The 24,295-nt window shown below is 35.8% G+C and carries 25 protein-coding genes and 2 tRNA genes; 14 read left to right on the forward strand and 13 right to left on the reverse strand.

Annotated elements, in window-relative coordinates; genetic code table 11:
* Window positions 1–72 precede the first annotated feature (72 nt).
* From JOE44_RS16950 to JOE44_RS16960, 3 genes are read left to right on the forward strand one after another with little or no spacing between them, the layout of a single operon-like run.
* A complete protein-coding gene (locus JOE44_RS16950; RefSeq protein ID WP_209786479.1) occupies window positions 73–1,869 on the forward strand; it encodes a DUF885 domain-containing protein in 1,797 nt (598 codons plus the stop codon).
* A gap of 6 nt (window positions 1,870–1,875) precedes the next feature.
* Window positions 1,876–2,439: a hypothetical protein gene (locus JOE44_RS16955; RefSeq protein WP_209786480.1), complete on the forward strand. Its 564-nt coding sequence runs from the start codon at window positions 1,876–1,878 to the stop codon at window positions 2,437–2,439.
* 1 nt (window position 2,440) lies between these two features.
* Window positions 2,441–2,887 carry a DinB family protein gene (locus JOE44_RS16960; protein ID WP_209786481.1) on the forward strand — a complete coding sequence of 149 codons (447 nt, stop codon included), beginning with the start codon at window positions 2,441–2,443 and terminating at the stop codon, window positions 2,885–2,887.
* Window positions 2,888–2,994: 107 nt separating this feature from the next.
* Here the strand turns inward: JOE44_RS16960 and nth are convergent, their stop codons facing one another.
* The gene (gene nth, locus JOE44_RS16965) at window positions 2,995–3,615 is read right to left on the reverse strand and encodes an endonuclease III (protein WP_209786482.1); all 621 of its coding nucleotides are present in this window, start codon (window positions 3,613–3,615) and stop codon (window positions 2,995–2,997) included.
* A gap of 33 nt (window positions 3,616–3,648) precedes the next feature.
* Here nth and bcp point away from each other — a divergent pair, with 33 nt between their 5' ends.
* Window positions 3,649–4,098 (forward strand): thioredoxin-dependent thiol peroxidase, encoded by a 450-nt coding sequence (gene bcp / locus JOE44_RS16970; RefSeq protein ID WP_209786483.1) that lies wholly within the window; start codon window positions 3,649–3,651, stop codon window positions 4,096–4,098.
* A gap of 93 nt (window positions 4,099–4,191) precedes the next feature.
* Here bcp and JOE44_RS16975 read toward each other — a convergent pair whose 3' ends face one another.
* The 5 genes from JOE44_RS16975 to JOE44_RS16995 are packed head-to-tail and all read right to left on the reverse strand — an operon-like array spanning window position 4,192 to window position 8,388.
* On the reverse strand, window positions 4,192–4,725 hold the full coding sequence (locus JOE44_RS16975) for a GNAT family N-acetyltransferase (RefSeq protein ID WP_209786484.1): 534 nt from the start codon (window positions 4,723–4,725) through the stop codon (window positions 4,192–4,194).
* Window positions 4,694–5,356 carry a hypothetical protein gene (locus JOE44_RS16980; protein ID WP_209786485.1) on the reverse strand — a complete coding sequence of 221 codons (663 nt, stop codon included), beginning with the start codon at window positions 5,354–5,356 and terminating at the stop codon, window positions 4,694–4,696. The genes JOE44_RS16975 and JOE44_RS16980 overlap by 32 nt, the downstream gene beginning before the upstream one ends.
* Before the next feature lie 32 nt (window positions 5,357–5,388).
* The gene (locus JOE44_RS16985) at window positions 5,389–6,471 is read right to left on the reverse strand and encodes a mannose-1-phosphate guanylyltransferase (RefSeq protein WP_228421711.1); all 1,083 of its coding nucleotides are present in this window, start codon (window positions 6,469–6,471) and stop codon (window positions 5,389–5,391) included.
* A 2-nt stretch (window positions 6,472–6,473) separates the two neighbouring features.
* Window positions 6,474–7,064 carry a SprT-like domain-containing protein gene (locus tag JOE44_RS16990; protein ID WP_105682958.1) on the reverse strand — a complete coding sequence of 197 codons (591 nt, stop codon included), beginning with the start codon at window positions 7,062–7,064 and terminating at the stop codon, window positions 6,474–6,476.
* 1 nt (window position 7,065) lies between these two features.
* On the reverse strand, window positions 7,066–8,388 hold the full coding sequence (locus JOE44_RS16995) for a TolC family protein (RefSeq protein ID WP_209786486.1): 1,323 nt from the start codon (window positions 8,386–8,388) through the stop codon (window positions 7,066–7,068).
* 182 nt (window positions 8,389–8,570) lie between these two features.
* On the opposite strand from JOE44_RS16995, the gene JOE44_RS17000 reads away from it, so the two are divergent.
* The 7 genes from JOE44_RS17000 to JOE44_RS17030 all read left to right on the forward strand — a co-directional run bounded on the left by JOE44_RS17000 (window position 8,571) and on the right by JOE44_RS17030 (window position 15,306).
* Complete coding sequence (locus JOE44_RS17000) at window positions 8,571–9,815, forward strand: folylpolyglutamate synthase/dihydrofolate synthase family protein (RefSeq protein ID WP_209786487.1); 1,245 nt, start codon at window positions 8,571–8,573, stop codon at window positions 9,813–9,815.
* Window positions 9,816–9,857: 42 nt separating this feature from the next.
* Window positions 9,858–9,932 (forward strand) — tRNA-Val (locus tag JOE44_RS17005).
* 33 nt (window positions 9,933–9,965) lie between these two features.
* Window positions 9,966–10,040, forward strand: a tRNA-Val gene (locus JOE44_RS17010).
* Between the two features lie 195 nt (window positions 10,041–10,235).
* Window positions 10,236–12,632, forward strand: coding sequence for a hypothetical protein (locus tag JOE44_RS17015; protein ID WP_209786488.1), 2,397 nt, complete (start codon window positions 10,236–10,238; stop codon window positions 12,630–12,632).
* A 1-nt stretch (window position 12,633) separates the two neighbouring features.
* Window positions 12,634–12,894: a hypothetical protein gene (locus tag JOE44_RS17020; protein WP_209786489.1), complete on the forward strand. Its 261-nt coding sequence runs from the start codon at window positions 12,634–12,636 to the stop codon at window positions 12,892–12,894.
* Between the two features lie 326 nt (window positions 12,895–13,220).
* On the forward strand, window positions 13,221–13,946 hold the full coding sequence (locus tag JOE44_RS17025) for a hypothetical protein (protein ID WP_209786490.1): 726 nt from the start codon (window positions 13,221–13,223) through the stop codon (window positions 13,944–13,946).
* A 238-nt stretch (window positions 13,947–14,184) separates the two neighbouring features.
* Window positions 14,185–15,306, forward strand: coding sequence for a glycosyltransferase (locus tag JOE44_RS17030; protein ID WP_209786491.1), 1,122 nt, complete (start codon window positions 14,185–14,187; stop codon window positions 15,304–15,306).
* Here JOE44_RS17030 and JOE44_RS17035 read toward each other — a convergent pair.
* Genes JOE44_RS17035 through JOE44_RS25180 form a run of 4 tightly spaced genes read right to left on the reverse strand, consistent with a single transcriptional unit; the run spans window position 15,296 to window position 18,056 of the window.
* Entirely contained in the window at window positions 15,296–16,267 is a 972-nt protein-coding gene (locus JOE44_RS17035; RefSeq protein WP_209786492.1) for a glycosyltransferase family 9 protein, read from the reverse strand. The genes JOE44_RS17030 and JOE44_RS17035 overlap by 11 nt on opposite strands.
* Before the next feature lie 2 nt (window positions 16,268–16,269).
* Complete coding sequence (locus tag JOE44_RS17040) at window positions 16,270–16,689, reverse strand: SufE family protein (RefSeq protein WP_105682954.1); 420 nt, start codon at window positions 16,687–16,689, stop codon at window positions 16,270–16,272.
* Between the two features lie 45 nt (window positions 16,690–16,734).
* A complete protein-coding gene (locus tag JOE44_RS17045) occupies window positions 16,735–17,832 on the reverse strand; it encodes a glycosyltransferase (RefSeq protein ID WP_209786493.1) in 1,098 nt (365 codons plus the stop codon).
* Entirely contained in the window at window positions 17,832–18,056 is a 225-nt protein-coding gene (locus JOE44_RS25180) for a uroporphyrinogen decarboxylase (protein ID WP_105682952.1), read from the reverse strand. Before JOE44_RS25180 ends, JOE44_RS17045 begins: the two co-directional genes overlap by 1 nt.
* A 152-nt stretch (window positions 18,057–18,208) precedes the next feature.
* On the opposite strand from JOE44_RS25180, the gene JOE44_RS17050 reads away from it, so the two are divergent.
* On the forward strand, window positions 18,209–20,743 hold the full coding sequence (locus JOE44_RS17050; RefSeq protein ID WP_209786494.1) for an ATP-dependent Clp protease ATP-binding subunit: 2,535 nt from the start codon (window positions 18,209–18,211) through the stop codon (window positions 20,741–20,743).
* Window positions 20,744–20,842: 99 nt separating this feature from the next.
* On the opposite strand, the gene JOE44_RS17055 is transcribed toward JOE44_RS17050, so the two are convergent.
* A complete protein-coding gene (locus JOE44_RS17055) occupies window positions 20,843–21,370 on the reverse strand; it encodes a hypothetical protein (protein ID WP_209786495.1) in 528 nt (175 codons plus the stop codon).
* Between the two features lie 191 nt (window positions 21,371–21,561).
* Here JOE44_RS17055 and mnmA point away from each other — a divergent pair, with 191 nt between their 5' ends.
* Both mnmA and JOE44_RS17065 read left to right on the forward strand, forming a co-directional pair.
* Window positions 21,562–22,749: a tRNA 2-thiouridine(34) synthase MnmA gene (mnmA, locus tag JOE44_RS17060; protein WP_209786496.1), complete on the forward strand. Its 1,188-nt coding sequence runs from the start codon at window positions 21,562–21,564 to the stop codon at window positions 22,747–22,749.
* A 126-nt stretch (window positions 22,750–22,875) separates the two neighbouring features.
* Window positions 22,876–23,085 (forward strand): hypothetical protein, encoded by a 210-nt coding sequence (locus tag JOE44_RS17065; RefSeq protein ID WP_209786497.1) that lies wholly within the window; start codon window positions 22,876–22,878, stop codon window positions 23,083–23,085.
* Window positions 23,086–23,149: 64 nt separating this feature from the next.
* Here JOE44_RS17065 and JOE44_RS17070 read toward each other — a convergent pair whose 3' ends face one another.
* On the reverse strand, window positions 23,150–23,500 hold the full coding sequence (locus JOE44_RS17070) for a hypothetical protein (protein WP_209786498.1): 351 nt from the start codon (window positions 23,498–23,500) through the stop codon (window positions 23,150–23,152).
* 12 nt (window positions 23,501–23,512) lie between these two features.
* Window positions 23,513–24,250 carry a hypothetical protein gene (locus JOE44_RS17075; RefSeq protein ID WP_209786499.1) on the reverse strand — a complete coding sequence of 246 codons (738 nt, stop codon included), beginning with the start codon at window positions 24,248–24,250 and terminating at the stop codon, window positions 23,513–23,515.
* Window positions 24,251–24,295 lie beyond the last annotated feature (45 nt).

The following is a 24,295-nucleotide window of genomic DNA, read 5'->3' on the forward strand; positions in this document are numbered from 1 at the left end:
TTAAAATCAATACAGACCATAAGTCTGCATAACCCAATAATACTTACTTTTGCTTTCATAAAGATTCTGAAAATGAAAAACATTATATCAAAAAGTATTCTGGGATTAGGATTGATCATCGGTCTTGCATCCTGCAAAAAATCGGATTCTCCTCTTACAAAAGTGACTCCCAGCAACCTGGATTCTATCGCTTCAAACTATTATGAGCAGTATCTTAAGCTATACCCTTTAGATGCTACAGCACAAGGAGATACAAGATATAATGACCAGCTTCCTATTAACATTGATAAAGATTTTATCTCAGGAGAAGTAGCATTCTACAATTCTGTGCAGAAACAACTGGAACATGTAGATTATAAAACTCTTTCTGATGAAGATAAAGTAGTATATGATGTGTTGGATTATACTTTAAAAGATAAAACAGAAGCTTATGCCTATCATCCGGAATATATTCCCTTTACTCAATTTGGAGGGCTCCCGCTAACTTTCCCTCTGTATGGAAGCGGACAGGGTAATCAGCCTTTTAAAACAGAAAAGGACTACAGTGACTGGCTGAAAAGAATGGAAAAATTCCCGGAGTGGATGAATGCTGCAACAGACAACTTCCGTGAGGGTATTAACAATAAGATTGTATTGCCTAAAAAACTGGTTATCAAAATGATTCCTCAGATGAAGGCCGAAGAAATTATAACGTCTGATATGGAAAAGAATATTTTCTACGGACCTATTAAAAATTTCCCTAAAAGTTTCACCCAGGCACAGAAAGATAAATTCTCAACACTTTATAAAGACGCTATTTCGAAAAAAATTATTCCTGCCTATACCAAAATGGGAATCTTTTTAGAAAAAGAATATCTTCCAAAAGCAAGAGATACGGACGGATACAACAGCCTTCCTAATGGAAATGAGATCTACAACTATTATGTAAAAAGCTGGACTACCACCAAAAAATCTCCTGAAGAGATCAATAAAATCGGACTTCAGCAGGTAGCAATGCTTCGTGCAGAAATGGAAAAAGTAAAACAACAGGTAGGTTTCACCGGAACTCTGGAAGAGTTTATCACTTTTGTGAAAACAGATCCAAAGGCAATGCCTTATAAAACCTCTAAGGAAGTTTTAAATGCCTTCAACGGTATTCTGACGAAGATTACTCCGAAACTGAAAACAATGTTCAATGTAACCCCTAAAACAAAGTTTGAGATCAGACAGACGGAGAAATTCAGAGAAGCAAGTGCGAGCGCAGAATATATGCCGGGAACTCCAGATGGAAAAAGGGCTGGAATTTTTTATGTTCCACTTCCGGATCCTACTAAATTCAATGTTACCTCAGGAATGGAATCTCTTTTCCTTCACGAGGCTATTCCAGGACATCACTATCAGGTTTCTTTACAGCAAGAGAACACAAAGCTTCCTAAATTCATGCGGTTCGGATGGTTTGGAGCGTATGGTGAAGGATGGGCACATTATTGTGAAACATTAGGCCCTGAGTTCGGTTTATACACAGATCCTTACCAGAAAATGGGATACCTGAGCGATCAGATGCTGAGAGCAGTACGACTGGTAGTAGATACAGGACTTCATACCGGAAAAATGTCACGCGAAGAAGCTATTAAATATTTCTTAAGCAACATTTCTTACGACGAGGGATCTGCTACAGCAGAAGTAGAAAGATATATGGCTATGCCGGGACAGGCTTTAGGCTACAAAATAGGTTCATTAAGAATCCGTGAGCTGAGAGAAAAGTATCAGAAAGAACTTGGAAATAAATTCAATCTGGCCAGCTTCCATGATGAAGTATTAAGCCAAGGATGTCTTCCTTTAGATGTTCTGAACAGAAAAATGGAGCTTTGGGCTCAAAAACAAAAATAGTTTCTTATGAAACTATTTTTGTTTTTTATCGGTATTTTATTGATTGCTTTTAGCTGTCAAAAGGATCAACATTTTGAAAATTTTATTGTTGATAAAAGCTTACCTGCTCATGATACAATCCAGCTTTTGTCAAAGTATCCCGAACTGAAACTGTATAACAGTGAAATTGTTGAAAGTACAACTAGAACAGCTTTTATTGTTCAGAAAGCATTTTATTATGATGGACTTCTTAAAGGATCATTTCTGTTTGATGACTATAAGTGTAAAGCCCAATATCAGAATGATACTTTAAATATTCTGCTGAACAATAATAATGGGTATTTTGGAAACGGCGTTTTAGTAAAAGTCTTCAACAATCAATTTTATATAAAAGATATTGATCCTAAAACTTTAAAAGGTGAAAAAAAATACATAAAATCAAAAGTTTCGGAACAGAAACTGATTCTAAACACCAACAGATTCAAAAAAAATGACAGCATTTATGGTTTCATAGATTATAAATGCAGGGTTGATAGTTTGGTTTATAAACACTTCAGAGGATATTTTAAAACAATAATACAACAAAACTGATATGATCACAGAAAGCATCAGATCTCTTTTCAACAGAGATTTAAATAAATTAAAAACAGAGATAGAAGCCTATCAAAGTGAAGAAAATCTTTGGAAAACTGATAAAAATATTGCCAATTCCGCAGGTAACCTAACCCTTCATTTGGTTGGAAATATTAATCATTTTATAGGAGCCCAGCTTGGAAATACGGGATATATAAGACACCGTGAGCTGGAATTCTCCTTAAAAGACATTCCAAAAGCTGAACTTATCGAAAAGGTTGAAGCTACAATTGCTATGATAGATTCTGTTCTGCCACAGTTGTCTGAAGAAGATCTTAAAAAAGAATATCCCCTTGTTGTTTTTGAAAGCTCTATGACCACAGATTACTTTCTTATTCATCTGGTTGCTCATCTGGATTATCATTTGGGACAGATTAATTACCACAGAAGATTATTGGATTACTAATTACCTTTTACATGAATTTTCACCCATGTCAAGGTTTGAAACCTTGACATGGGTGAAAATTTAAACGAAGCTTAACTAAAATCACAAAGTTTATCTTAGGGAGAACCCTATTTTTCAAACATCATTTTCGTAATAAAATCCTTCTCACCTTTTCCTCTTGCCGGAGAATATTCTCTTCCATAGAAAATAATCTGAAGGTGAAGCTTATTCCACACTTCTTCAGGGAATAATTTTTTGGCATCACGCTCTGTTTCCACTACATTTTTTCCGGAGGTAAGCTTCCACTGGGTCATCAGACGGTGAATGTGGGTATCCACAGGGAAGGCAGGAAATCCAAATCCCTGGCTCATTACAACTGAGGCAGTCTTATGTCCTACTCCAGGAAGTGCTTCCAGTTCTTCATAAGTCTGAGGAACAATACCGTTATGTCTTTCCAACAGAAGTTCCGCCATTTTTTTCAGATTTTTAGCCTTTGTATTGGACAACCCTATTTCTTTGATGAGTTCTTTGATTTCAAATTCTTCCAGCTTGGCCATTCTTTGAGGCGTTCCAGCAACGGCAAAAAGATCTGGTGTAACCTGGTTGACTTTCTTATCCGTAGTCTGTGCAGAAAGTGCTACGGCCACCATCAATGTATAGGGATCGGTGTGATCTAACGGAATAGGTGTGGTGGGATATAATTTATCCAGTTCTATCTGAACGAGCTCAGCTCTTTGTTTTTTTGTCATGTAAGCCTTAAATTTGAACAAAATTAAATCATTATGCTGAAAGTTGGAGATAAATTACCTGAATTTGAAGGATTAAATCAAGACGGAGAAACGGTAACCTCATCAAAATTAGTTGGAAAAAAACTGGTAGTTTTCTTCTATCCGCAAGCCAATACGCCGACCTGTACAGTAGAAGCCTGCAACCTGAGTGATAATTATACAAAGCTTGAAAAGGCTGGATTTCAGTTATTGGGAATAAGTGGTGATACTGTAAAGAAGCAGAAGAATTTCCATAGTAAATTTGCTTTCCCTTATGATCTTATTGCAGATGAAAACCGTGACATCATCGAAAAATTTGGGGTATGGCAGGAGAAAAAAACGTTCGGAAAAACGTATATGGGAATTGTAAGAACCACTTTTATTTTTGATGAAAATGGGGTTTGTACAAGAGTGATTGAAAAAGTGACCTCAAAGACTGCTGCTGAGCAGATTCTGGAAGGATAATTCTTTTTTGAAACACAAATATCGCAAATACTTTCACAAATTGCACGATTTATACCACTGTGTTATTTGTGAAAGTATCTTTTTTTGCCTTTATTATTCCGTTTCGTAGTAATTTAATTCTTCTGTTTCACCGGGAAGTGTAACATGCTTTTTGAATTTTAATCCCAATTTTTCGATCAGTTTTTGGGAAGAAACATTATCTTTTGAAATGATTGCGGATATTTTTGTTAAGCCAAAATCATCCATCCCAATAGATTTAACCTTATGAGCGGCTTCAAAAGCGTATCCTTTGCCTTCAAATTCTTCCAATAGAGAATATCCGATATCTACAATATCAAGTCCTTCTCTTTCGAAGATTCCCACTGCTCCTACTTTTTCATTTCCGTCTTTGGTTACTAAAAGATAGTTTCCGAATCCCAGTCTTTCAATCTGGGGAGCAAATCTGTTTAGGATATAGTTTTCGGCATCTTCAATGGAATTAACATTACGATTGCCGATATGTTGAATAAATTTGGGTCTGTTATAAAGTTCAAAGACAAAATCTCTGTCTTCACGAGACATTGGGCGAAGGATTAATCGTTCAGTCTCATAGGTATTATTTGCGCTTGGGTGTTTTTTTGAGCTCATCTTTCTTTGGTTCTTCTTTTTTTTCGATTTTTAAAAGTCTCGGGTTATTAGCACATTTTTTATTATAAAGTTCAATATAAGTTCCATTGTCCTTTACATGGCTTACAGCTCCTGTGGATTTATTTACTGTTACCGTATAATGCGTTTTCTGATAAGGGCATTCCTTTGAGGTCAGTTTTCCAAGATCAAGATAATAATTCGATTGATCTTCATGATAGTTGCCTGCAAGGTCCTTGAACTCTTCATCTACCATATATCCGTCAGCACCCAATACTACTGCTGCTTCCTGAGCATTATCAATTCTGCCTACAAACTTCTTAAGATCTTCAAGATTGGTAACATAATTTACCTTACCTCCTTCTGCATAAGCAATATAGTAAAAGCTGTCTTCACTAGGAAAAAGATTGAACCCTGAGAATTGAGGAGTATAATTTACCTTACCCGAAATCTTTATTTCCTCACCTTTCCCATAACTGTTGTATATCAACACCCATGAATCTACCTTATTGCCTGGGTTGATCTGCTGTAAAACGGCAGGAATGCTTGAAAATTTTTTCTTCTCCTGAGAAAATCCTAAGACTCCCAAAAGTAAAAATGTAAGAATTGTAAATCGGGTTGCAGTTTTAATCATAATTTAAAAATCAGCAGAAAATATACCAAATATTACATAAACTTCTCGCCTTTCTTAAAGTTTTTTAAGTCAAGGACATAATCTTTAATAAGCTGATCATTATCTCGCGGGCAGATAAGAAGCGCTTTATCAGTATCTACAACAATGTAGTTTTCAAGGCCATCAATAATTACTGCCTTGTTATTATTCTTTAAACGGATGATATTTCCTTTTGAGTTGTAAGAAAGTAAATGCTTAAGTTTCACGGCATTTCCGTTCTTATCTTTTTCCGTATTTTCATATACAGAGGTCCACGTACCAAGATCACTCCATCCTAAATCTGAAGGAATGACATAAACATTCTTTGCCTTTTCTAAAATCCCATTATCAATGGAGATCTTCTGAACCTTTGGATAAATGGTTTCAATACAGCTGTTTTCTTTTTCTGAATTGTATTCACAAGCCATAAAATGCTGCATCATCTCAGGCAGATAAAGATCAAAAGCATGGTGAATGCTTTTCACATTCCATACAAAAATCCCTGCATTCCAAAGGAAATCACCACTTTCCAAGAAGCTTTGGGCAATTTCAAGGATAGGTTTTTCTGTGAACGTTTTCACTTTGAAATATTCGGATCCCTTTTTTTCTACAAACTGAATATAGCCATAGCCGGTATCAGGCCTTGTGGGCGTAATACCTAATGTTACAAGATAATCATGCTTTGAAGCAACCTCAAATGCCAGTTCCACTTTTTCCAGAAAAACATCCTCTTTAAGAATCAGGTGGTCTGCCGGTAATACAATCATCGTAGCATCCGGATTGATCTCAGCAATCTTGTTGGCCATATACAGATTACAGGCTGCTGTATTCTTCATAAGCGGCTCCCCCACAATATTCTCTTCAGGAATCTCCGGAAGCTGCTGATGAGAAACAGAAACATACTCTTTATTCGTAATTACGAATATCTGTTCTTTAGGAATTACCTTGCTGATTCGGTCATAGGTCTGCTGAATCATGGTGCGCCCTGTTCCTAAAATATCCTGAAACTGTTTTGGAAATTTCTGCGTACTCATAGGCCAGAACCGACTCCCGATTCCACCCGCCATTATAACACAGTATCTATCTGATTTTAACATTCTTAGCTACATTTTTCTACCCTCGCTAAAGGTTTGAAAGAATACTTCCTTCCAGTAGCCAGGTTCTTACAAAGATAGTTTTTTTTAACCAGACCTTCCAATAAATACTTTTCGTTGCGATAGATAAAAAATTCTCCCTTTTGAAGTTGTTCAATAAAATGAAGAGTATCATCCTGTTTCTCAGTATGGAAATATCTTACCAGATCAGGGCTTGCCATGAAATTGGCTTTGGGTGATTTTGAAAATTTTATGATGATAGGTTTTAGTTCTTCATCATAAATTTCAAGGCTTTCCATAAGCATATTTCTGAAAGTTTCTTTCCATTCGTTACCATGTGGAGAAATTTTACGGCCATACTTTTCGAAAGCAATCAAATGTGCCAGCTCATGAGTCAGCACAAAGAAAAAAAGCTGTGGGGTAAGTGTAGAATTTACCGTAATTTCATGAGAGTTATCTGGAAGTTTTCTGTAATCTCCCAGTTTTGAATTTCGGTTTCTCGTAACCTTTATATGTATATAATAATCTGAAAACCAGATTTTTAAATATTCAAGTGTATTTTGAGGTAAATATTTTTCTAATGATTGAATTGGCATTTTACAAACTTAATGGAATTCCTGCATAGAAATTCAATAGTTTAAGACTAAAAAGATAATTATATTTTGCCTGCGCTACTGATCCCTGTGCATTTGCATAATTATTTCTCGCCACATTTACATCATAAATGGTGGTTCTTCCTGCGGTATAACTTTTATCCGCAAAATCAAGTGCCAGTTTGGAACTTTTTTCTGCTTCTACTGCAGCCAGATAGGTTTCATAATTGGCATCAGCATCAAACTGAGCCTTCTGTACATTCTGTCTTACCGTCTGTTTCTGCTGCTCTAAGGTATTCTTGGCTATACTTTCGTTTATTTTAGACTGTTCTACCTGTAATTTTGTTTTCCCTTTATTGAAGATAGGAATATTTAGTGACAATCCTACATTTTGTCCAAACTGATCTTTATATTGTTCAAAAAAATTTCCCTGCACAGTACCTGGCATAGGATCAAATTGTCTGTTATAGAAAGTGTTAAGACCAGCGCTCGCTGTTAATGTAGGCCAGAATGCTGTTTTGCTTACCTCAGTTTGCGCTTCAGCAGATCTTATACGGCTTTCGGCTGCTTTTATCTGAGGTTGTATCTCGTACGCGGTTGCCAATACCTCATCTACATTAGCCAGCTGTAAATCAAGCTTTTCTGAAATATTTACGTCTTCCACATCAAAACCCTTATAATCTGACAGTTGTAGAAGTTGAACGATGGCGAATAAAGCACGACCAACATTCACTTCTGCTGTTTTAAGATTTTGTTTTTCTCTTGCCAATGCTGCTTCTGCCTCTGCTAAAACCGTCTGTGCCGTTGTTCCAACCTGAGTTGTAATTTTAGCTCTGTCAAACTGTTTCTGAGCATTTCCTACAGCACTCTGAGAGATTTTAACAATCTCTTTATTCAACAAGACAGTCAGATATTGTTGAGCAATCTGAAGAGAAATATCATTTTTAATGGTTTCAATATCATATTGGCTTGCTTCAACATCAAACTGAGCTTTTCTTACATTCTTCTCTAACCTCCCATTATTATAAACCAAAATATCGGCTCCCAGACCAACACTGTTATTGAATCTATCGTTTCTAAAGCTTCCGGCTCCTAATGATCCTTGCCCGAAACTCACCCCAGTCGTCATACTCCCTGTTACTGAAGGCAAATATTCTTTTTGAGCTGCTTTAAGATTGTATTCCTGGTTTTGTTTGTTATACTGATTTTGGATAACCTGAAGATTATGCTCCACTGCATAGCTTACACATTCTTTTAAGGACCATTTCTTCTGAGCGCTTAAACCCAGATAACCTAATCCAAAAACGATGATCCAAACTTTTTTCATATGTATATGTTTATTTGTTTTTAATGGTCATATGGAATCTTGTTATCTTCATCAGTCTTGTAACTGGTAAATCACAGCGATTTCATATTAAGATTTTTCAATATTAGACGAATTAAATATAAAAAAGTTACAGATTGAAAAATTATATTTTATTTTAAAAAAACTTTTGGGAATTTTGTACCATGACAAATGAACAATATCAGGAAGCTATTGACTGGCTTTTCGTACAGATGCCCAACTATCAGATAGATGGACAGAAGGCTTATAAACCCGGATTAGACAACATTACAAAGCTGTGTGCTTTCTTTGGAAATCCCCAGGATAAGATCAAATGCATCCATATCGGAGGTACGAACGGAAAAGGTTCTTCAAGCAATATGCTTGCATCTGTGCTTCAGGAAGCCGGTTATAAAACAGGATTATACAACTCTCCGCACCTTATAGACTTTACAGAACGTATTAAAGTGAATGGAAAGAACTGTAATAAAGAATTTGTCTTTGAGTTTATTCAAAAGCTGAGAACACTTCCGGAAGATATTCGTCCTTCATTTTTTGAGTTCACCACGATTATGGCTTTTGAATACTTTTACCAGCAGAAAGTAGATTTTGCAATTATTGAAGTAGGATTGGGTGGAAGACTGGATTCTACAAACATTATTAAGCCCTTGATTTCTGCGATCACGAATGTTCAGCTGGATCATCAGAATATTCTTGGAGACACCATTGAAGAAATTGCCATGGAGAAAGCCGGAATTATAAAACACAACATTCCTGTTATTTCCGGTGATGAAAATGAAGCAGTGAAAAATATCATCAGAGGGAAAGCAGTGAAAGAAAACGCTCCATTTATAGATGCTACTCTTATTGGTACTACTCTGGAATCGGATTTGAAGGGAAATTATCAGAAAAAAAATATCAGAGTTGTCCTGGCTGCAGTAGAAGAATTAAAGAAACTTAATGTACATATATCAGAAGAATCTCTTGAAAACGGCCTGCTTCATGTCCATCAGAATACAGGATTTATTGGCCGCTGGTTTGAATTTTCAAAAAATCCGCTTACAATTTGTGATACGGGACATAATCAAGCAGGTTTGGAGTATGTATTTTCACAATTAAATTCAATTAACAGACACAAGCATGTCATTTTGGGGTTTGTGAATGACAAAAAAATAGATGATGTGATGAAATTACTTCCTGAAAATTCTGAGTTCTATTTTGCAAAACCATCCATCAACAGAGGAAGACATCCGGAAGATTATGAAAATCTGCTTCAGGAGGCGAAAATTTTTTATAAAATTTTTGATTCCGTACAGGAAGCGTATCTATCTGCAAAAGAACAATGTACAAATGAAGAAATGATTTTTATTGGCGGAAGCAACTTTGTAGTGGGAGATTTTTTAGAAAAAAATTTGGAGATTAAGGAATAAGTCGTATATTTGCACCACTCTAAACAAGAGAACAAGTCTAGAGGGTTCTTAGCTCAGTTGGTTCAGAGCATCTGGTTTACACCCAGAGGGTCGGGGGTTCGAATCCCTCAGGACCCACAGAAAAGGAAACGAAACCTTTCAAAAAAATTCGGGTTCTTAGCTCAGTTGGTTCAGAGCATCTGGTTTACACCCAGAGGGTCGGGGGTTCGAATCCCTCAGGACCCACAAAAAATCTCTCAGATTTCTGGGAGATTTTTTTATTTTATCCTTACCACTTCTCCATTATTTAAAAATCTATTTACGCTTTTTCATCCTTATCAGATAAATAATAAAATATTACACGTCAATTTCTGGCGTTGGCAAGGAATAGCTTTGCTTTAGTAACATTAAAACAAAATATTAATTACTAAAACACAGCGTATGAAAAAACAGTTTGATGATGAGTGGAGTGATGACCTCTCTGAATTTAAAGTTATTTCCATAGAAGATTTAAACAAGGGATTTGTAGGGGATAAAAATGCTTTGGGTGACCATATAATTAATAAAGATAACTCTCCAGATTACAGAAGTCCTTTCCATGATTATAGAAATACACCTTTAGGCTATTCTTATCTCACAGACAATCCTGTATCTATCTTTTCTTCAACAGGGGTAAATGAGAAAGGAGAAAAGGGATATGAGTATTATGCGGAAGTTCTTTCTTGTGAAACCGGATCTCAGGTATATGGAAGCTATCAGGCCAATGCCAGAAAGAAGCAGGCGTTATTTCTATTTTACGAAAAACCTAATCCCAACAAATCAAACTTTTCTGGTGATTTTTATATTGCCAAGATGGGAGATTACTTTGTACAACTCTTCAAGAGGTTTCCAGAACCATTACCTTCCAATGTAAATGGCCAGTTTTTCAGGAATATCACTTCTATGGAAGATGAAGCTGCCTATCTGACACAGTTGGCTTATACTTTTGAGAAAGATAAAATAGATGCTACTCTTGTTCATCAGGCTTTAATGAGGGAATATCAGTTTTATACAGGAGACAGAAGGTTTGAAGAGATTATAGGAAATATCACATCTATTCATGCTGATGCTATTGGCTGGTGTGCAGAAAAGCTAGAAGTATTCAAGCCTACAGAGAAAAATTATAATCCTGATTCTAAAAACTATTCGCCATTGGTTCCTATTATTGGAGGTGTTGCAGTTCCTGTTAATATAAACAAGGCTGCACAGTTCTTTGAGAACTTAGGAAATAATCCTTTTATTCAGGGAGCTGATGTTGCTTTTTCAAAAGTTTGGTCAATGGTAAAACAGGCAGCAAATAAAGTTAAGGATGCTTCTATAGAACATCTTCCTGCTGCCTTCAAAAAGCTGATTAACAAAATTACAGGTGTCATTAATAATATTAAGTCCTTTCTTACCGATTTAGCTGATGCTATTAGTGAAATAGCTAAACAAGGAGTAGAAATCCTTAAACTAGCCAATGCTTTCTATTGCGGTGTTAATAGTGGTCTAATTAGTCTTATCCAATGTTTGCTATATATTTTAGAATTTCTTTTACAGCCTACAATTGCTTTCTCCTATCAGCAGTATCTTGAACGAAGAGATTTAATGGAAAAAGCAGAAGATGTACTGGATTGGGTAGCAGAGAATGTTCCTAAGTTCTTGCAGGGAGTTAAAGACCTATTCAAAGCAAGTGGAGGTATTTCTCAATCTGATATGGATGGAATACTGGATAAAATGAAGGAGTATTTTGGGAATATTTCTCATTATACAGTAGCTTTTTATATAGGTATTTTTGCCTTTGAGCTGCTCATTAATATTCTACTTTTGATTTTTACAGAGGGTGCAGGAAATGTGGTAAAAGGAGCTACTTATGTCCAGAAAGCTGCAAGTTTACTAAAGGTTCTTGCAAGGGAAACTGTTTCTGTAGCAACATTGGGAATTACTGATTTACTGGCTTTTCTTTCAAGATTTATTATTAGATTTGGAAAGGCTTGTGCTAAAGGGTTTAGAGGTTTTATAATGTTTGTTGAAGAGTTACTGCAAGGCGCTAAAAATGGTGCTAAGGCTGAGGATTTAGCCATGACAGCAGAGGAAATTGAAGAAATTGTATTAAAAGGAAAAAAAGCTCAAAGCATTTTCAATATTCTTGCTAGTGCCAGAATAGGTTTTAAGAAGCTTGGTATTGAGATTTTAGCTAAAACAGATGGTTATCTACTGAAATGGAAGGAGAAACCTATTTTCAAAGGTGATTTCAAAGAAGTCAATGCTTTCTGGAATAAAATTCTGAAACCCAGAATAGGAACAGGTACGGGTGGAATTTTAAAGTATCTTGAAGTTCTTTCCAGAAACATGATTGCTCAGGAGCATAATATGTCTTGTGTTGCAGCTTGTGTAAGACAATATTGTAAAGATTTAGGAGTAAGTAACATTTTATCTGAAAATAAAATTTTTGAAATTGTAGGTATTAAGAATCTTAATGAAGGACTTGATGAACTAGAGCTTCTTAGGATATTAGAAGATATATTCAAAGATAAGGAAGTCATTGCAAGCAATTACTTTAGGAATGTTGGAGCTAATTTTTCCGAAATAGCAAAAGATATATCTAAAGAAGGAAGTTGGATTGCATTTATATATCCTGAAAATGGCATGAAACACGCAATAATGGTAGATAAAATTATTGATAATAAAGTTTATATTAGAGATCCCTGGCCTATTGAAGGGATTGGAAAAGGGCAAGGTGTTGAAGCAATTGTGGATTTAGATGACTTTGCCTATATATGGCTAAGAGGAGGAGCTAATAGATTTAAAATTAAATAATATGACAAGTTTAGAATTAATAAAAGAAGAATTAGAAAGTGAAGGTTACTCACCTGTAATTCACAAAATAAAAGATAAAGAAATCCTTTTTTTTTCACTTGAAGATGAAAATAGAACTCCCTTAATGAATACTGTTTCAAATATCATATTTGAAAATGGCATAATTACCTTAACCTATTTTGTTAAGTTGGTTGATGTAAAAAAAGAATTTAAAACCATAAAAGAACTCATGAAGTTTGTAAGACAAGTTTTTCCAATATAGGATAACTAATTTCCTAATAAAACCACTTTTGAAGTAATAGCAAAAAAGTGGTTTTATAATCATAATTTATAATAAAAGCTAATGATGAAATATTTTGTTTGTTTAATTCTAATTTTTACAGTACATACTAACTGTTTTTCACAACGTACACAAACTGTAGAAAAAGACATAAAAGAAATCACTATTTTTTAAAGAATGATAATTTAATTTCATTTTTTAAGAAGCATCAAAGTTACAGGCAATTACTGGAGGACTATCTGAAAAATGGTGATACATTGCGATATAAGAGAATGTCTGATAGCTCGGATTATAAATATAATAATGCAATGTACAGCGATAACATTATACAAAATTTTCTTAATTGCAAAAAAGTATTTACAGTTGATAACAAAAAAATTAAGATTGACTGGAAACATTCTTTTGTGAAAGAAATTTTAATAGAGGAAAACAGAATCTCAAAAAATGATATTAACCAAGAAATTTTTATTCCCGTAAAAGTTTTGGTTTCTAATACTCAAAACAATGACTTAGTGATTATTAATGTTAGCTTAATTTATGCTAAATCGGGGCCTCTAATGTCATTTAGAATTTTGGAAGATATACATATTGGATTTTCTTCCATAAAACAGTATATGAAATTTGAAAATGAAATAATGGAAAAAATGCTAACAAATGGTGTACAAAACGGTGTTAGCAGTCACCCAAAAAGAATAGATAACTCTGAATCCTTTCCTAATATACAATCCCAAAAAACGTATGTTTCAGAAAACAATAACGCCTACAAACTAATTTTAACTTTTGAGACAAAAGAAAATACTACATTACTAAGACAGGCAAGTAGGATTATAAATGGTAATCTAAAGCAAAAATCATTTGGACAATTGGAAAACTGGGAAGGAGTTATTACCTTTAATCCATATGGTAGCGAAACCACTTGGTATATGTATGAAGATGAGAAAAAAATAACCTGCTTTTCTATTGATTCCTATATAACGGATATAGACAGGCTAGAAATGATCACTTTTAATCAAACTAAGAACGATGAAAGATAGAAGTATTATTTAAGTACTCCAAGCTTGTATAAAAGATTAAAAGGATATCTATTTTTTAAATTTATTTTTGAAGGAAGGGACAGCTTTGACAGATCTATCTCCCATAGCCGCTGATTCTCATTAATTACCCGAAGCGTTCTGTTATTCAAATCAAATTCTTCGACAAAACAACAGTATTTAAAGTGTTCTACAGTTTTCCTGATATTTATCTACCTTTGCCTACATCGAATAGCCAAACTTGAAGCAGCTCCATATCATATCATTCAATTATCCCTACCCTCCTTCATATGGTGGTATTATTGATGTATATTATAAGATCAGAGCTTTATCTGATTTGGGAATAAAAATTCACCTTCACTGCTTTGTAGACCAGATTCCACTTAAGGTTGATCCGGAAGTCAAAGAGATCACGGAAAATGTGTTTTTTTATCAAAAGAAAAAGAACCCACTTCTCTATTTTTCAGGAACACCTTTCGCAGCAACTATTAGAGATTCTGAAGTATTACTTAAAAATCTGGAAAAGGACAAAGCGCCCATCTTGTTCGAAGGCATGCAGACAGCCCATATTATACGGTTTCTGAGAGATAATGACCACAAACTCTACCTCCGTTATCACAATAACGAAACAGAATATTACAAAGGCCTTTCTCTCTCTGAAAAAAACATCTTTAAAAAGATTGTTTACAGCATGGAATCTTTGAAATATAATGGATATCAGAAAAAGCTTTTAAAGAAATTTGAAACTGTATTCTGTCTGTCAGAAAAGGAATATAACGAGGTAGAAGCATATTCAGAAAATGCTCAGCTGATTCACCTATTCCACGGGAATCAATCGGTAAAGCAACTGGATAAAAGAGGGAAATATTTTCTTTTTCATGGAGATCTCACCACTGCAGACAATAAAAGAGCGCTGATAGAGTCTATTGATTTGTTTAAAACGCTCCCACAATACAAATTAATGGTTGCCTCCGACCGTGCCAGTGAAGATATTAAAAAGAGAATTTCAGCAGTTGAAAATATCAGCCTCACCCCTATTCAAACGACAGAAAATCTTCATCAGCTTCTGGAAAACGCTCAGGCCAATATTCTGATTTCTTATCAGAATTCAGGAACAAAAGTGAAGCTGTTTAATACGCTTTACAACAGCCGTTTTGTCATTATTAACGGAAATATCACAGACGATCCTGTTTTGATGAATTTATGCCTGTTTGGACGCAATATGAACGAAATTCGCCAACAAATTATCTCCTCTGCTGAAAAAGATTATCTTAACACGGAAAAAAGAAAGGAAATCTTGGAAGAAACCCACTCTGATAAAGCTAAAGCTGAAGAGATTATTAAGATTATTTTTAAAAATTAACCCTGTCTACCACTTTCTGGATATCAAACTCTTCAAGACAAGCCCAGTCGCCTCTGTAACATTCTTTATCTCCAAAAACGGAACATGGCCTGCAGCTAAGGTCTTTTACCTGAACAACATCTTCTTCACTTTGTCCGAACCCTAAAAATCCGGCATAAGGATGAGTAGCTCCCCAAATAGACACACATCTTGTTCCTACAAGACTTGCAAGATGCATATTTGCAGAATCCATGGAAATCATTAATTCCAGCTGAGAAATTTGATTGAGTTCTTCCGTAAGATTTAATTTTCCGGAGAGGTTTTTGGTATTAGGAATCTCACGCTCCCATTTTTCCAGAGTTTCTGTCTCCTTTTTCCCACCCCCAAAGAAATATATGGTATGTTTCCGGGCAAGAATTCTGACCAGTTCATAGGATTTCTCCAGAGGCAGCATTTTTCCTTTATGCTGTGCAAAAGGAGCAAAGCCGATTCCTGACTTGTGTACAGAAAAAGGTCTTAATGTATGGGAAAGTTCAACTTTGAAACCCATTTCACGAAAAACATCAGCGTAGCGTTCCACTGTTTTTTTCAGTTGCACTTTTTCCAGGTTCCAGACATCCGTAAGGTGCTCTTTCTCCTCTTTACCTTTGTTTATTTTAAAAACCTTAAGTCCTTTTCTTCTGTATATTCTGTCTAAAATCTTCGTGCGGATTACATCATGAAGGTTAGCAATACAATCCGGATTAAATTCACGGATCAGTTCATTGCTAAGTTTCCTCAATCCAAAAAGACCTTTGTAATCATCCAGATCAATTCCCTTAAAAGTTACATTAGGAACTCCCGCAAACAGCGCCTCAAAATTTTTTCTGGAAACCATAATAATTTCCACATCGGGATTCTGCTCCAGAAATTCTCTGAAAACAGGCACAGTCATCGCAACATCTCCAAATGCGGAAAAACGATATGCTAAAATTTTTGTCACGGCTATGATTTCAGTTGATAAGCAACTGCATAAAACTTGATCTGCTTTGTCATCGCCATCAGTCCGTTGGCTCTGGACGGCGAAAGAAACTCCTGCAGTCCTATTTCTGCAATAAAATCGAAATCAGAATCTAAAATTTCCTGAGTGGAATGCCCACTGTAAATACTTACCAAAAGAGAAACGATACCTTTGGGTAAAATACCATCAGAATCTGCATTAAAGAAAAGTTTCCCTTCTTTAAATTCAGCATCGATCCAAACTTTGCTCTGGCAGCCTTTAATCAGATTTTCTTCTGTTTTCCTATCTTCCGGTAAGCCTTTCAGTTCTTTTCCAAGATCAATGATATACTCATACTTTTGCTCCCAATCGTCAAGAAAAGCGAATTCGTCTATTATTTCCTGCTGTTTTTCTTTAATGGTCATTTTTAAATCAAATTTCTTTTGCAAAGATAACCAATTTTGTAAAAATTATTTACTGGATGCTTTTTCAAAAAGTTGTAGGATTTTTGTTTCTTCATTCTCCCAGCAAAAAACATCTGCAGCCTTATTCAATTCATCCTGATAATACCGTCTTCCTCTTTGAAGAATAAGATTAATTGCTTTTTCAATGGTTTCAGGTTTGTGATCCGGAATAACCTCTCCCACATCAAATTGATTTTTTATCCTTTGCATCTCCGGGAAATTAATCATGACAAGCGGCACTCTAGACTGGATATAGTCACAAACTTTATTAGGAAGTGAATAATAGTAGCTTACCCCATTGTTTTCTTCAAGGCTAAATCCTGCATCAGCAGTCTTGGTTATTTCCCTGAGGTTTTCAGGTTTCAGTTTACCCAGAAAAAATACTTTATCCTGCAGTTTCTCCTGAATAACAAGCTCTTCATATTCCTTTTTCTTCGGCCCGTCACCTGCAATTCTCAGAACAGCATCTTTAATATGATGCATGGCTACAATCATTTTTTCAATTCCTCTGGACTGATTGATGGCTCCCTGATATAAAATAATTTTAGGATGGTTGTCCGGAATTTCGGGAACAGAAAGGATTTTTCTGGGAATATTTCGGACTACTACCGGATTGACATTATATTGTTCATGAAACCATTCGGCATAGCTTTCACTTTCTGTCATCATCAATTCCATGTGAGGAACCAGTTTTCTTTCAAGCACTCTCCAGAATTTCTGAGAAAATCGGTTTTGAACTGACGGCATTTCCGTGAAAATTTCATGACTGTCAAAGACGAGCGGGATGTTCAGTTTTTTGGCAATGAGATAATTTGGCAGAAGTGCATCTATATCATTGGCATGAAGGATGGTATCTTTGTCCGCTTTTTTTTTCAGTTCTTTATATAATTTCCAGTTGAACTCAAAATAAGCAGTCTTCAGGCTTTTAGATTTCAACTCAATTCTGGAAAAAGGATAAGGGCGCTCCATTTTTTCATTCCCACCCCAGTCATTACCGATCAGATCTATGGAATAACCATTATCAAAAAGGGTTTTACACACTTTTTCTATCCGCTGGTCGGTATACAGATTACTAAAAGCCGACGTAATTATTTTTTTCCTCATCAACCTTTCTTTCCTAGTATTAAATGATAGATCTGAATGAAACAAATCAACCCGTTTGGAATGATAACCGGCCATAACGGCCCACTAAAAAAGCCATAAATGACAAAACAAAAACAGCCAATCATGTTGACAATTCTAATTTTTCTTACATCTTTCAGTATGAAACTCAGCACGATAAAAACTGAAGCGGAATATCCGATGTAAGTAGTAATTTCAGGGGTCATGAGAGATTTTTAAGGATAACAAACTTAATCATTTTCAATAAGATAATAAAATTTTTTACTGCCATAAAGTCATTAATTGATTTTTGGTAAAATATTTGTAATTTAGATAATGAATAAAAGGTAATGTTGCCTTTGTTCTAATGAGATATATTATGGATTATAAGTTTTCACAAGGTTTGAGCCAGGTGTTCAAACAAAGCAAAAGCGAAGCTAAACGGCTGAAAAGTGAATTTCTTAATACAGAACATCTACTTTTAGGTATTATAAAAACGGAAAACTCTGCAAAAGAAATCCTTCAAAACCTTAATGCGGATTTAACACAAATCAGAAGAAAAATTGAAACTCTAAATACAGCAAGTCTTAATCCTATTTCTGAGGAGGTTACCAATATTTCTTTCACTAAGATGGCAGATCATGCTATTAAACGTGCAGAGTTAGAATGCCGACAATATAAAAGCAATGAAATTAATACCGTTCACCTGCTTTTAGGTATTCTTTATAAATATGAGGATCCTACTTCAAATATTCTGGGAGCTTATGACATCGACTACGAAGGAGTTTCAAGAGAATACCAGACTATGCTTAAAAATTCAGGGCAGGCACCACAAATGAGTGCTTACGATGATGATGATGAGAGAGAAGAATTTGAGCAAATGAGAAAGCCTACAGGAAATCTAGGGTCTGCAAAAAGTAAAACGCCTACATTGGATAACTTTGGTAGAGACCTTACTTCTTTGGCCAGAGATGGAAAACTGGACCCAGTAATCGGGCGTGAAAAAGAAATTGAGAGAGTTTCTCAGATCTTATCACGTAGAAAGAAAAACAACCCTCTTCTTATCGGGGAGCCGGGAGTTGGTAAATCGGCCATTGCTGAAGGTTTAGCCCTAAGAATTCAACAGAAAAAAGTGTCGAGAGTTCTTTACGGAAAACGTGTGATCACTTTAGACCTGGCAAGTTTAGTTGCCGGAACTAAATACCGTGGTCAGTTTGAAGAAAGAATGAAGGCCATCATGACGGAACTGGAGAAAAACAGAGATGTCATCTTATTTATTGATGAGCTTCATACCATTGTAGGAGCAGGAAGTTCTACAGGAAGTTTAGATGCTTCCAATATGTTCAAGCCGGCTTTAGCAAGAGGTGAAATTCAATGCATCGGGGCAACAACTCTGGATGAGTACCGTCAGTATATTGAAAAAGACGGGGCTTTAGAAAGAAGATTCCAGAAAGTAATGGTGGAGCCTACTTCTATTGATGAGACTGTTCAGATTTTGAATCAGATCAAAGATAAATATGAAGAACATCACAATGTAATCTATACTCCTGAAGCTATTTTGGCCTGTGTCAATTTGACTTCAAGATATATTACAGACCGTTTCTTACCAGACAAAGCTATTGATGCCATGGATGAAGCAGGATCTCGTGTTTATATCAAGAATATGAAAGTTCCTACTGAAATCATTGATTTTGAAAAGAAAATCGAAGACATCAAAGAACTGAAACAGAAAGCGGTAAAAGCACAGGATTACCTTGAAGCAAGAAAGCTGAAAGATGAAGAGGAACGTCTTCAAATGGAACTGAATGCTGCTCAGGAAAAATGGGATAAAGATGTAAAAGAGAAAAAAGAAACCGTAACGGAAGAAAATGTAGCGGAAGTAGTTTCTATGATGAGTGGTGTTCCGGTAACGAAAGTTGGTAAGAACGAGCTTGACAAACTTGCCCAAATGGATGAGAAACTGAACGGAAAAGTGATTGGTCAGGAAGATGCTGTGAAAAAAGTAGTGAAAGCTATTCAAAGAAACAGAGCTGGTCTTAAAGATCCTAACCGCCCAATCGGTACCTTTATTTTCCTTGGAACAACCGGAGTTGGTAAAACAGAGCTGGCGAAAGTAATGGCAAGAGAACTTTTCGAATCTGATGAATCTCTGATCAGAATAGACATGAGTGAATACATGGAGAAATTTGCTGTTTCAAGATTGGTAGGTGCGCCTCCGGGATACGTAGGATACGAAGAAGGTGGTCAGCTGACAGAAGCAGTAAGAAGAAAGCCTTATGCTGTGGTTCTTTTGGATGAGATTGAAAAAGCTCACCCTGATGTATTCAATATTCTGTTACAGATTTTGGATGAAGGACACGTTACTGACAGTTTAGGAAGAAAAATTGACTTTAGAAATACCATCATTATTCTTACCTCAAACATCGGAACCAGAGATCTTAAAGACTTTGGAGACGGTGTAGGGTTCGGAACTTCTGCGAAGAAAACAACTTCAGATTCCAGAGCAAGAAGTACCATTGAAAGTGCTCTTAAAAAAGCATTTGCTCCAGAATTCTTAAACAGAATTGATGATATTGTAATCTTCAACTCTCTTGTACAGGATGATATCAAGAAAATTATCGATATTGAACTGAACAAGCTTTATGGCAGACTTGAAAAATTAGGATATAAAGTTGATCTTACTGAAGAAGCGAAAGACTTTATTTCTGAAAAAGGATGGGATAAAGATTTCGGGGCAAGACCATTGAAACGTGCCATCCAGAAGTATATTGAAGACTTATTGGCAGAAATGCTGGTAAACAAGCAATTGAATGAAGGAGAAACCGTAGTTCTTGACCTTAATGAAGCAAAAGACGGATTGATCGGAAAAACGCAAAAAGCTAAGAAATCCGCAGAGAAGTCTTCTCAATCATAAATAATTTAATTTCAAATAGAAAATCCCCGGGAAAGTTTCCCGGGGATTTTTGTTTTTATACGTTTTGGCTAAAGCCCGTTTATATTGATCAATCAAATATTAAAGTCCCACCACAAAACCGATATTCGGGATCAGGCCACTGGAAAACACACTGGAATTCTGCTTCCAAAGCACATTATACATCAAACCCAGCTGCATAAAGGAGTTATTCCCGATTCTCTGCATATATCCTCCTCCCACATACAATGCATTTTCTTCTGTATTGTATTTATAATCATAGTACTTATCTTTATAGTCAACAAAATAATGTTGATAGTTGGCTCCCACATAAAATGATCTGGCAAAATAATAATTGACAAAAGGACCAACTCCGAACATCGTTGATTTATAATAATCAGAAGTCTGCCACGAAACACTTCCAACAACTCCACCTTCAAGATCATTGGTAAGCCTGTAGCCTACTCTGGGTGAGGCCGACAAATTAAAAGCACTATTGCTTCCGAAACCTACTCCAATTCCTCCTCCGAAAGTCCATTTGCTGTTTTCCTGTACCGGTGCACCTACTGAAACCTGGGAAAATACTGATTCTGAACCTATCAGCATCATAGAAATAATAAACTTTTTCATATCTAGATATTTTATATTTTGATGATTTTTTATCTTTCCATCACTTGTTATCAGTGCAGTAAGATGGTGATCACGATTAATATCGTTTTTATCAATGTTTAAAATTATGGTTTTTTTACGACTTTATTAATCGTATTTTTGCCGCATCAAACTAAGAACTCCCGTTAAGAGTTTCGTAAAATTGAAATACAATGAAAATAGTAGTAGGCCTCTCCGGAGGTGTAGATTCTAGTGTTACAGCTTATTTGCTGCAGCAGCAAGGCCATGAAGTAGTGGCTTTATTCATGAGAAACTGGAACGATGCTTCCGTAACATTAGAAGATGAATGTCCCTGGATTGAGGACAGTAATGATGCCCTTATGGTAGCCCAAAAGCTTGGAATTCCTTTCCAGGTGATAGACATGAGTGAACTTTACAAGGAGCGCATTGTTGACTATATGTTTGCCGAATACGAAAAAGGCAGAACTCCCAACCCTGATGTATTGTGTAACAGAGAAGTAAAATTCGATGTGTTTATGAAAACGGCAATGTCTTTGGGCGCAGATAAGGTTGCAACAGGACATTATGCCAGGGTAAATTCCACTTTTGATGAGAATGGTAAAGAAATTTTCCATCTTCTGGCTGGAAAAGATAATAATAAAGACCAGTCTTATTTCCTGTGTCAGCTAAGCCAGGACCAGCTTTCAAAAGCGTTATTTCCTATCGGAGAACTTACAAAGCCTCAGGTAAGAGAAATTGCAAAAGAAATCGGGCTGGTAACAGCAGATAAAAAAGATTCTCAGGGATTATGTTTTATCGGAAAAGTAAGTCTTCCGCAATTTTTACAACAGCAATTAAAACCCAACGAAGGTGAAATTGTAGAAATTTTCAAAGATTCACCTCTTTTTTCTGAAGAAAAACCTGAATTCTCATCTAAAGAAGAAGAACTTGAGTTTTTATCAAGAAAAATCAATTATAAAAAATCTGACGGAAAAGTAATCGGGAAACATCAGGGAGCCCAGTTTTTCACCATCGGACAAAGCCGTGGCCTTGGAATAGGCGGACACAAAGAAAGCTGTTTTATTATCTCCAGAGAGATGGAAAACAATATCATTTTCGTGGGAGAAGGAAGTCACTTCCCTGGTCTCCACAAAAAAGCACTGAAAATAGATAATTCTGAGCTGCACTGGGTTCGTGAAGATATGAAGCTTCAGAATGGAGAATCTATGGAAGTAATGGCCAGATTCCGATACAGACAGGCTTTGCAGAAAGCAACGCTGTATCAGTTTGAAAATGCATTGTATATTGAGTTTGATGAACTTCAGTCTGCAATTGCGGAAGGACAGTTTGCTTCATGGTATATTGATGAGGAACTTATCGGAAGTGGTGTGATTGCGTAAGGAATCCGAGGTTCGTGTTTCGGGATTATAGAATTATCGATTTGAGGGTTCTGGAATTTTTTTAAAATTTTTCTGTAACGTTTTCTAAGTTGTCTTACTTACTGAGTAAATAACAATAAAATTACTATGAAAACAACGACAAGAAACCAGTATGCTTACGTAAACAATATCCTGATCGCTATTGTATCTGCCGTTTTTGGCTATAATTTCTATCAGGCAATTGTACATCCGGAAAACTCGAATATTGCGATCAGTCTTATTTTAGTAGTCCTGACTTCCGTTATGGTTCGAAAATATGGCTATCAGCCCGTAAAAGAAAAAAAGAAAGATATTTAATATCAACCACACATTATAAAGCCCGGAACATTTTTGTTTCGGGTTTCTTTTTTATACAGATGTATCACTTCATCTTTTTATTGACATGATTCAACATAAAAATCAATGTAACAATAATTTCTGCTATTAAAATCATAACTAAAAATCCAATGGGCTTTTCCAACATCACGCCTCTTATCAGTTTGATGATTCCCAATAGGAAAATCAGTCCCGCAAAATAAAGAGTCGTTCTTGAAATCATTTCATTCAAAGAACTTAAACAGAAAACCGAAGCATAGAACCCAATAATCAGAGTTAAATAGAAATTCAGAAAGTCTGGTCCTTTAAGAATAACCGGATTAAATGTGTGATGTACTCCTACAAGCCATACAACACTTATTACAACCGGAACTGTATGAATAATGATCTTTTTCATAATGATTAGTTTTTATCCTCCGCAGCCACCACATCCTCCACAACCCCCGCAGCCGCCTCCACAACCGCCACCTCCGCTGCAGCCAGAGCTGCCACAACTTCCTCCCTCATTGTTTGGTTTATCTTTTCTGTTAGGATCAGAAACTTCATTATTTCCTATGACAGATACGATTGTTCCCAGAATGAAAATAATCCCAAATACGACTCCTGTAACAAGGAATCCGGTAAACCCTTCTCCTTCCGTACATGAGAATAAAAGCAGTACAATAAAGATCGGAGCAAAAAAAGCCATCTTTTTTATCCAGGACTGCAGTCTTGATTTTTCTTTCAGTTCTTTCCAGATTTCTTCAGGAGCTTCCTGTTTAAATACTTCCCGGTAGTTTACCAATGTATCCTGAAACCAGTTCTGATGTTTTTCTTTCTCCCTGTTTCCTCCTTTGGAAGGATGATGATGAAGTGGTCTTTTTAGAATATGGGGACAAAACTCCTCCCAATAATTCTGGGTATAAATCAGATGCATATGCCATACTTTATCTACTATTTTGCTGGGAGAAGCCCCATGGGGAAGAATACAACAGAGATAAATAAACTTTTTATATTCTTCAATCGCCTTATGGGCAAAATTAAGGCTCCAGTGTTCTTCTTTTGCCAGTTTTTTTGAGAAGGGAAAATCAACACCGGGAGCATCCAGAGAAAAATCCTGTATCCGTTTCCAAAGGATTTCGTCTTTTAATACCATTTTTGTTTCCATTGTTTTGTTTTTTGTTTTCTATTCAAATATCAATGGATTTTAAAA

Source organism: Chryseobacterium sp. PvR013, from assembly GCF_017833095.1.
Lineage (GTDB): Bacteria > Bacteroidota > Bacteroidia > Flavobacteriales > Weeksellaceae > Chryseobacterium > Chryseobacterium culicis_A.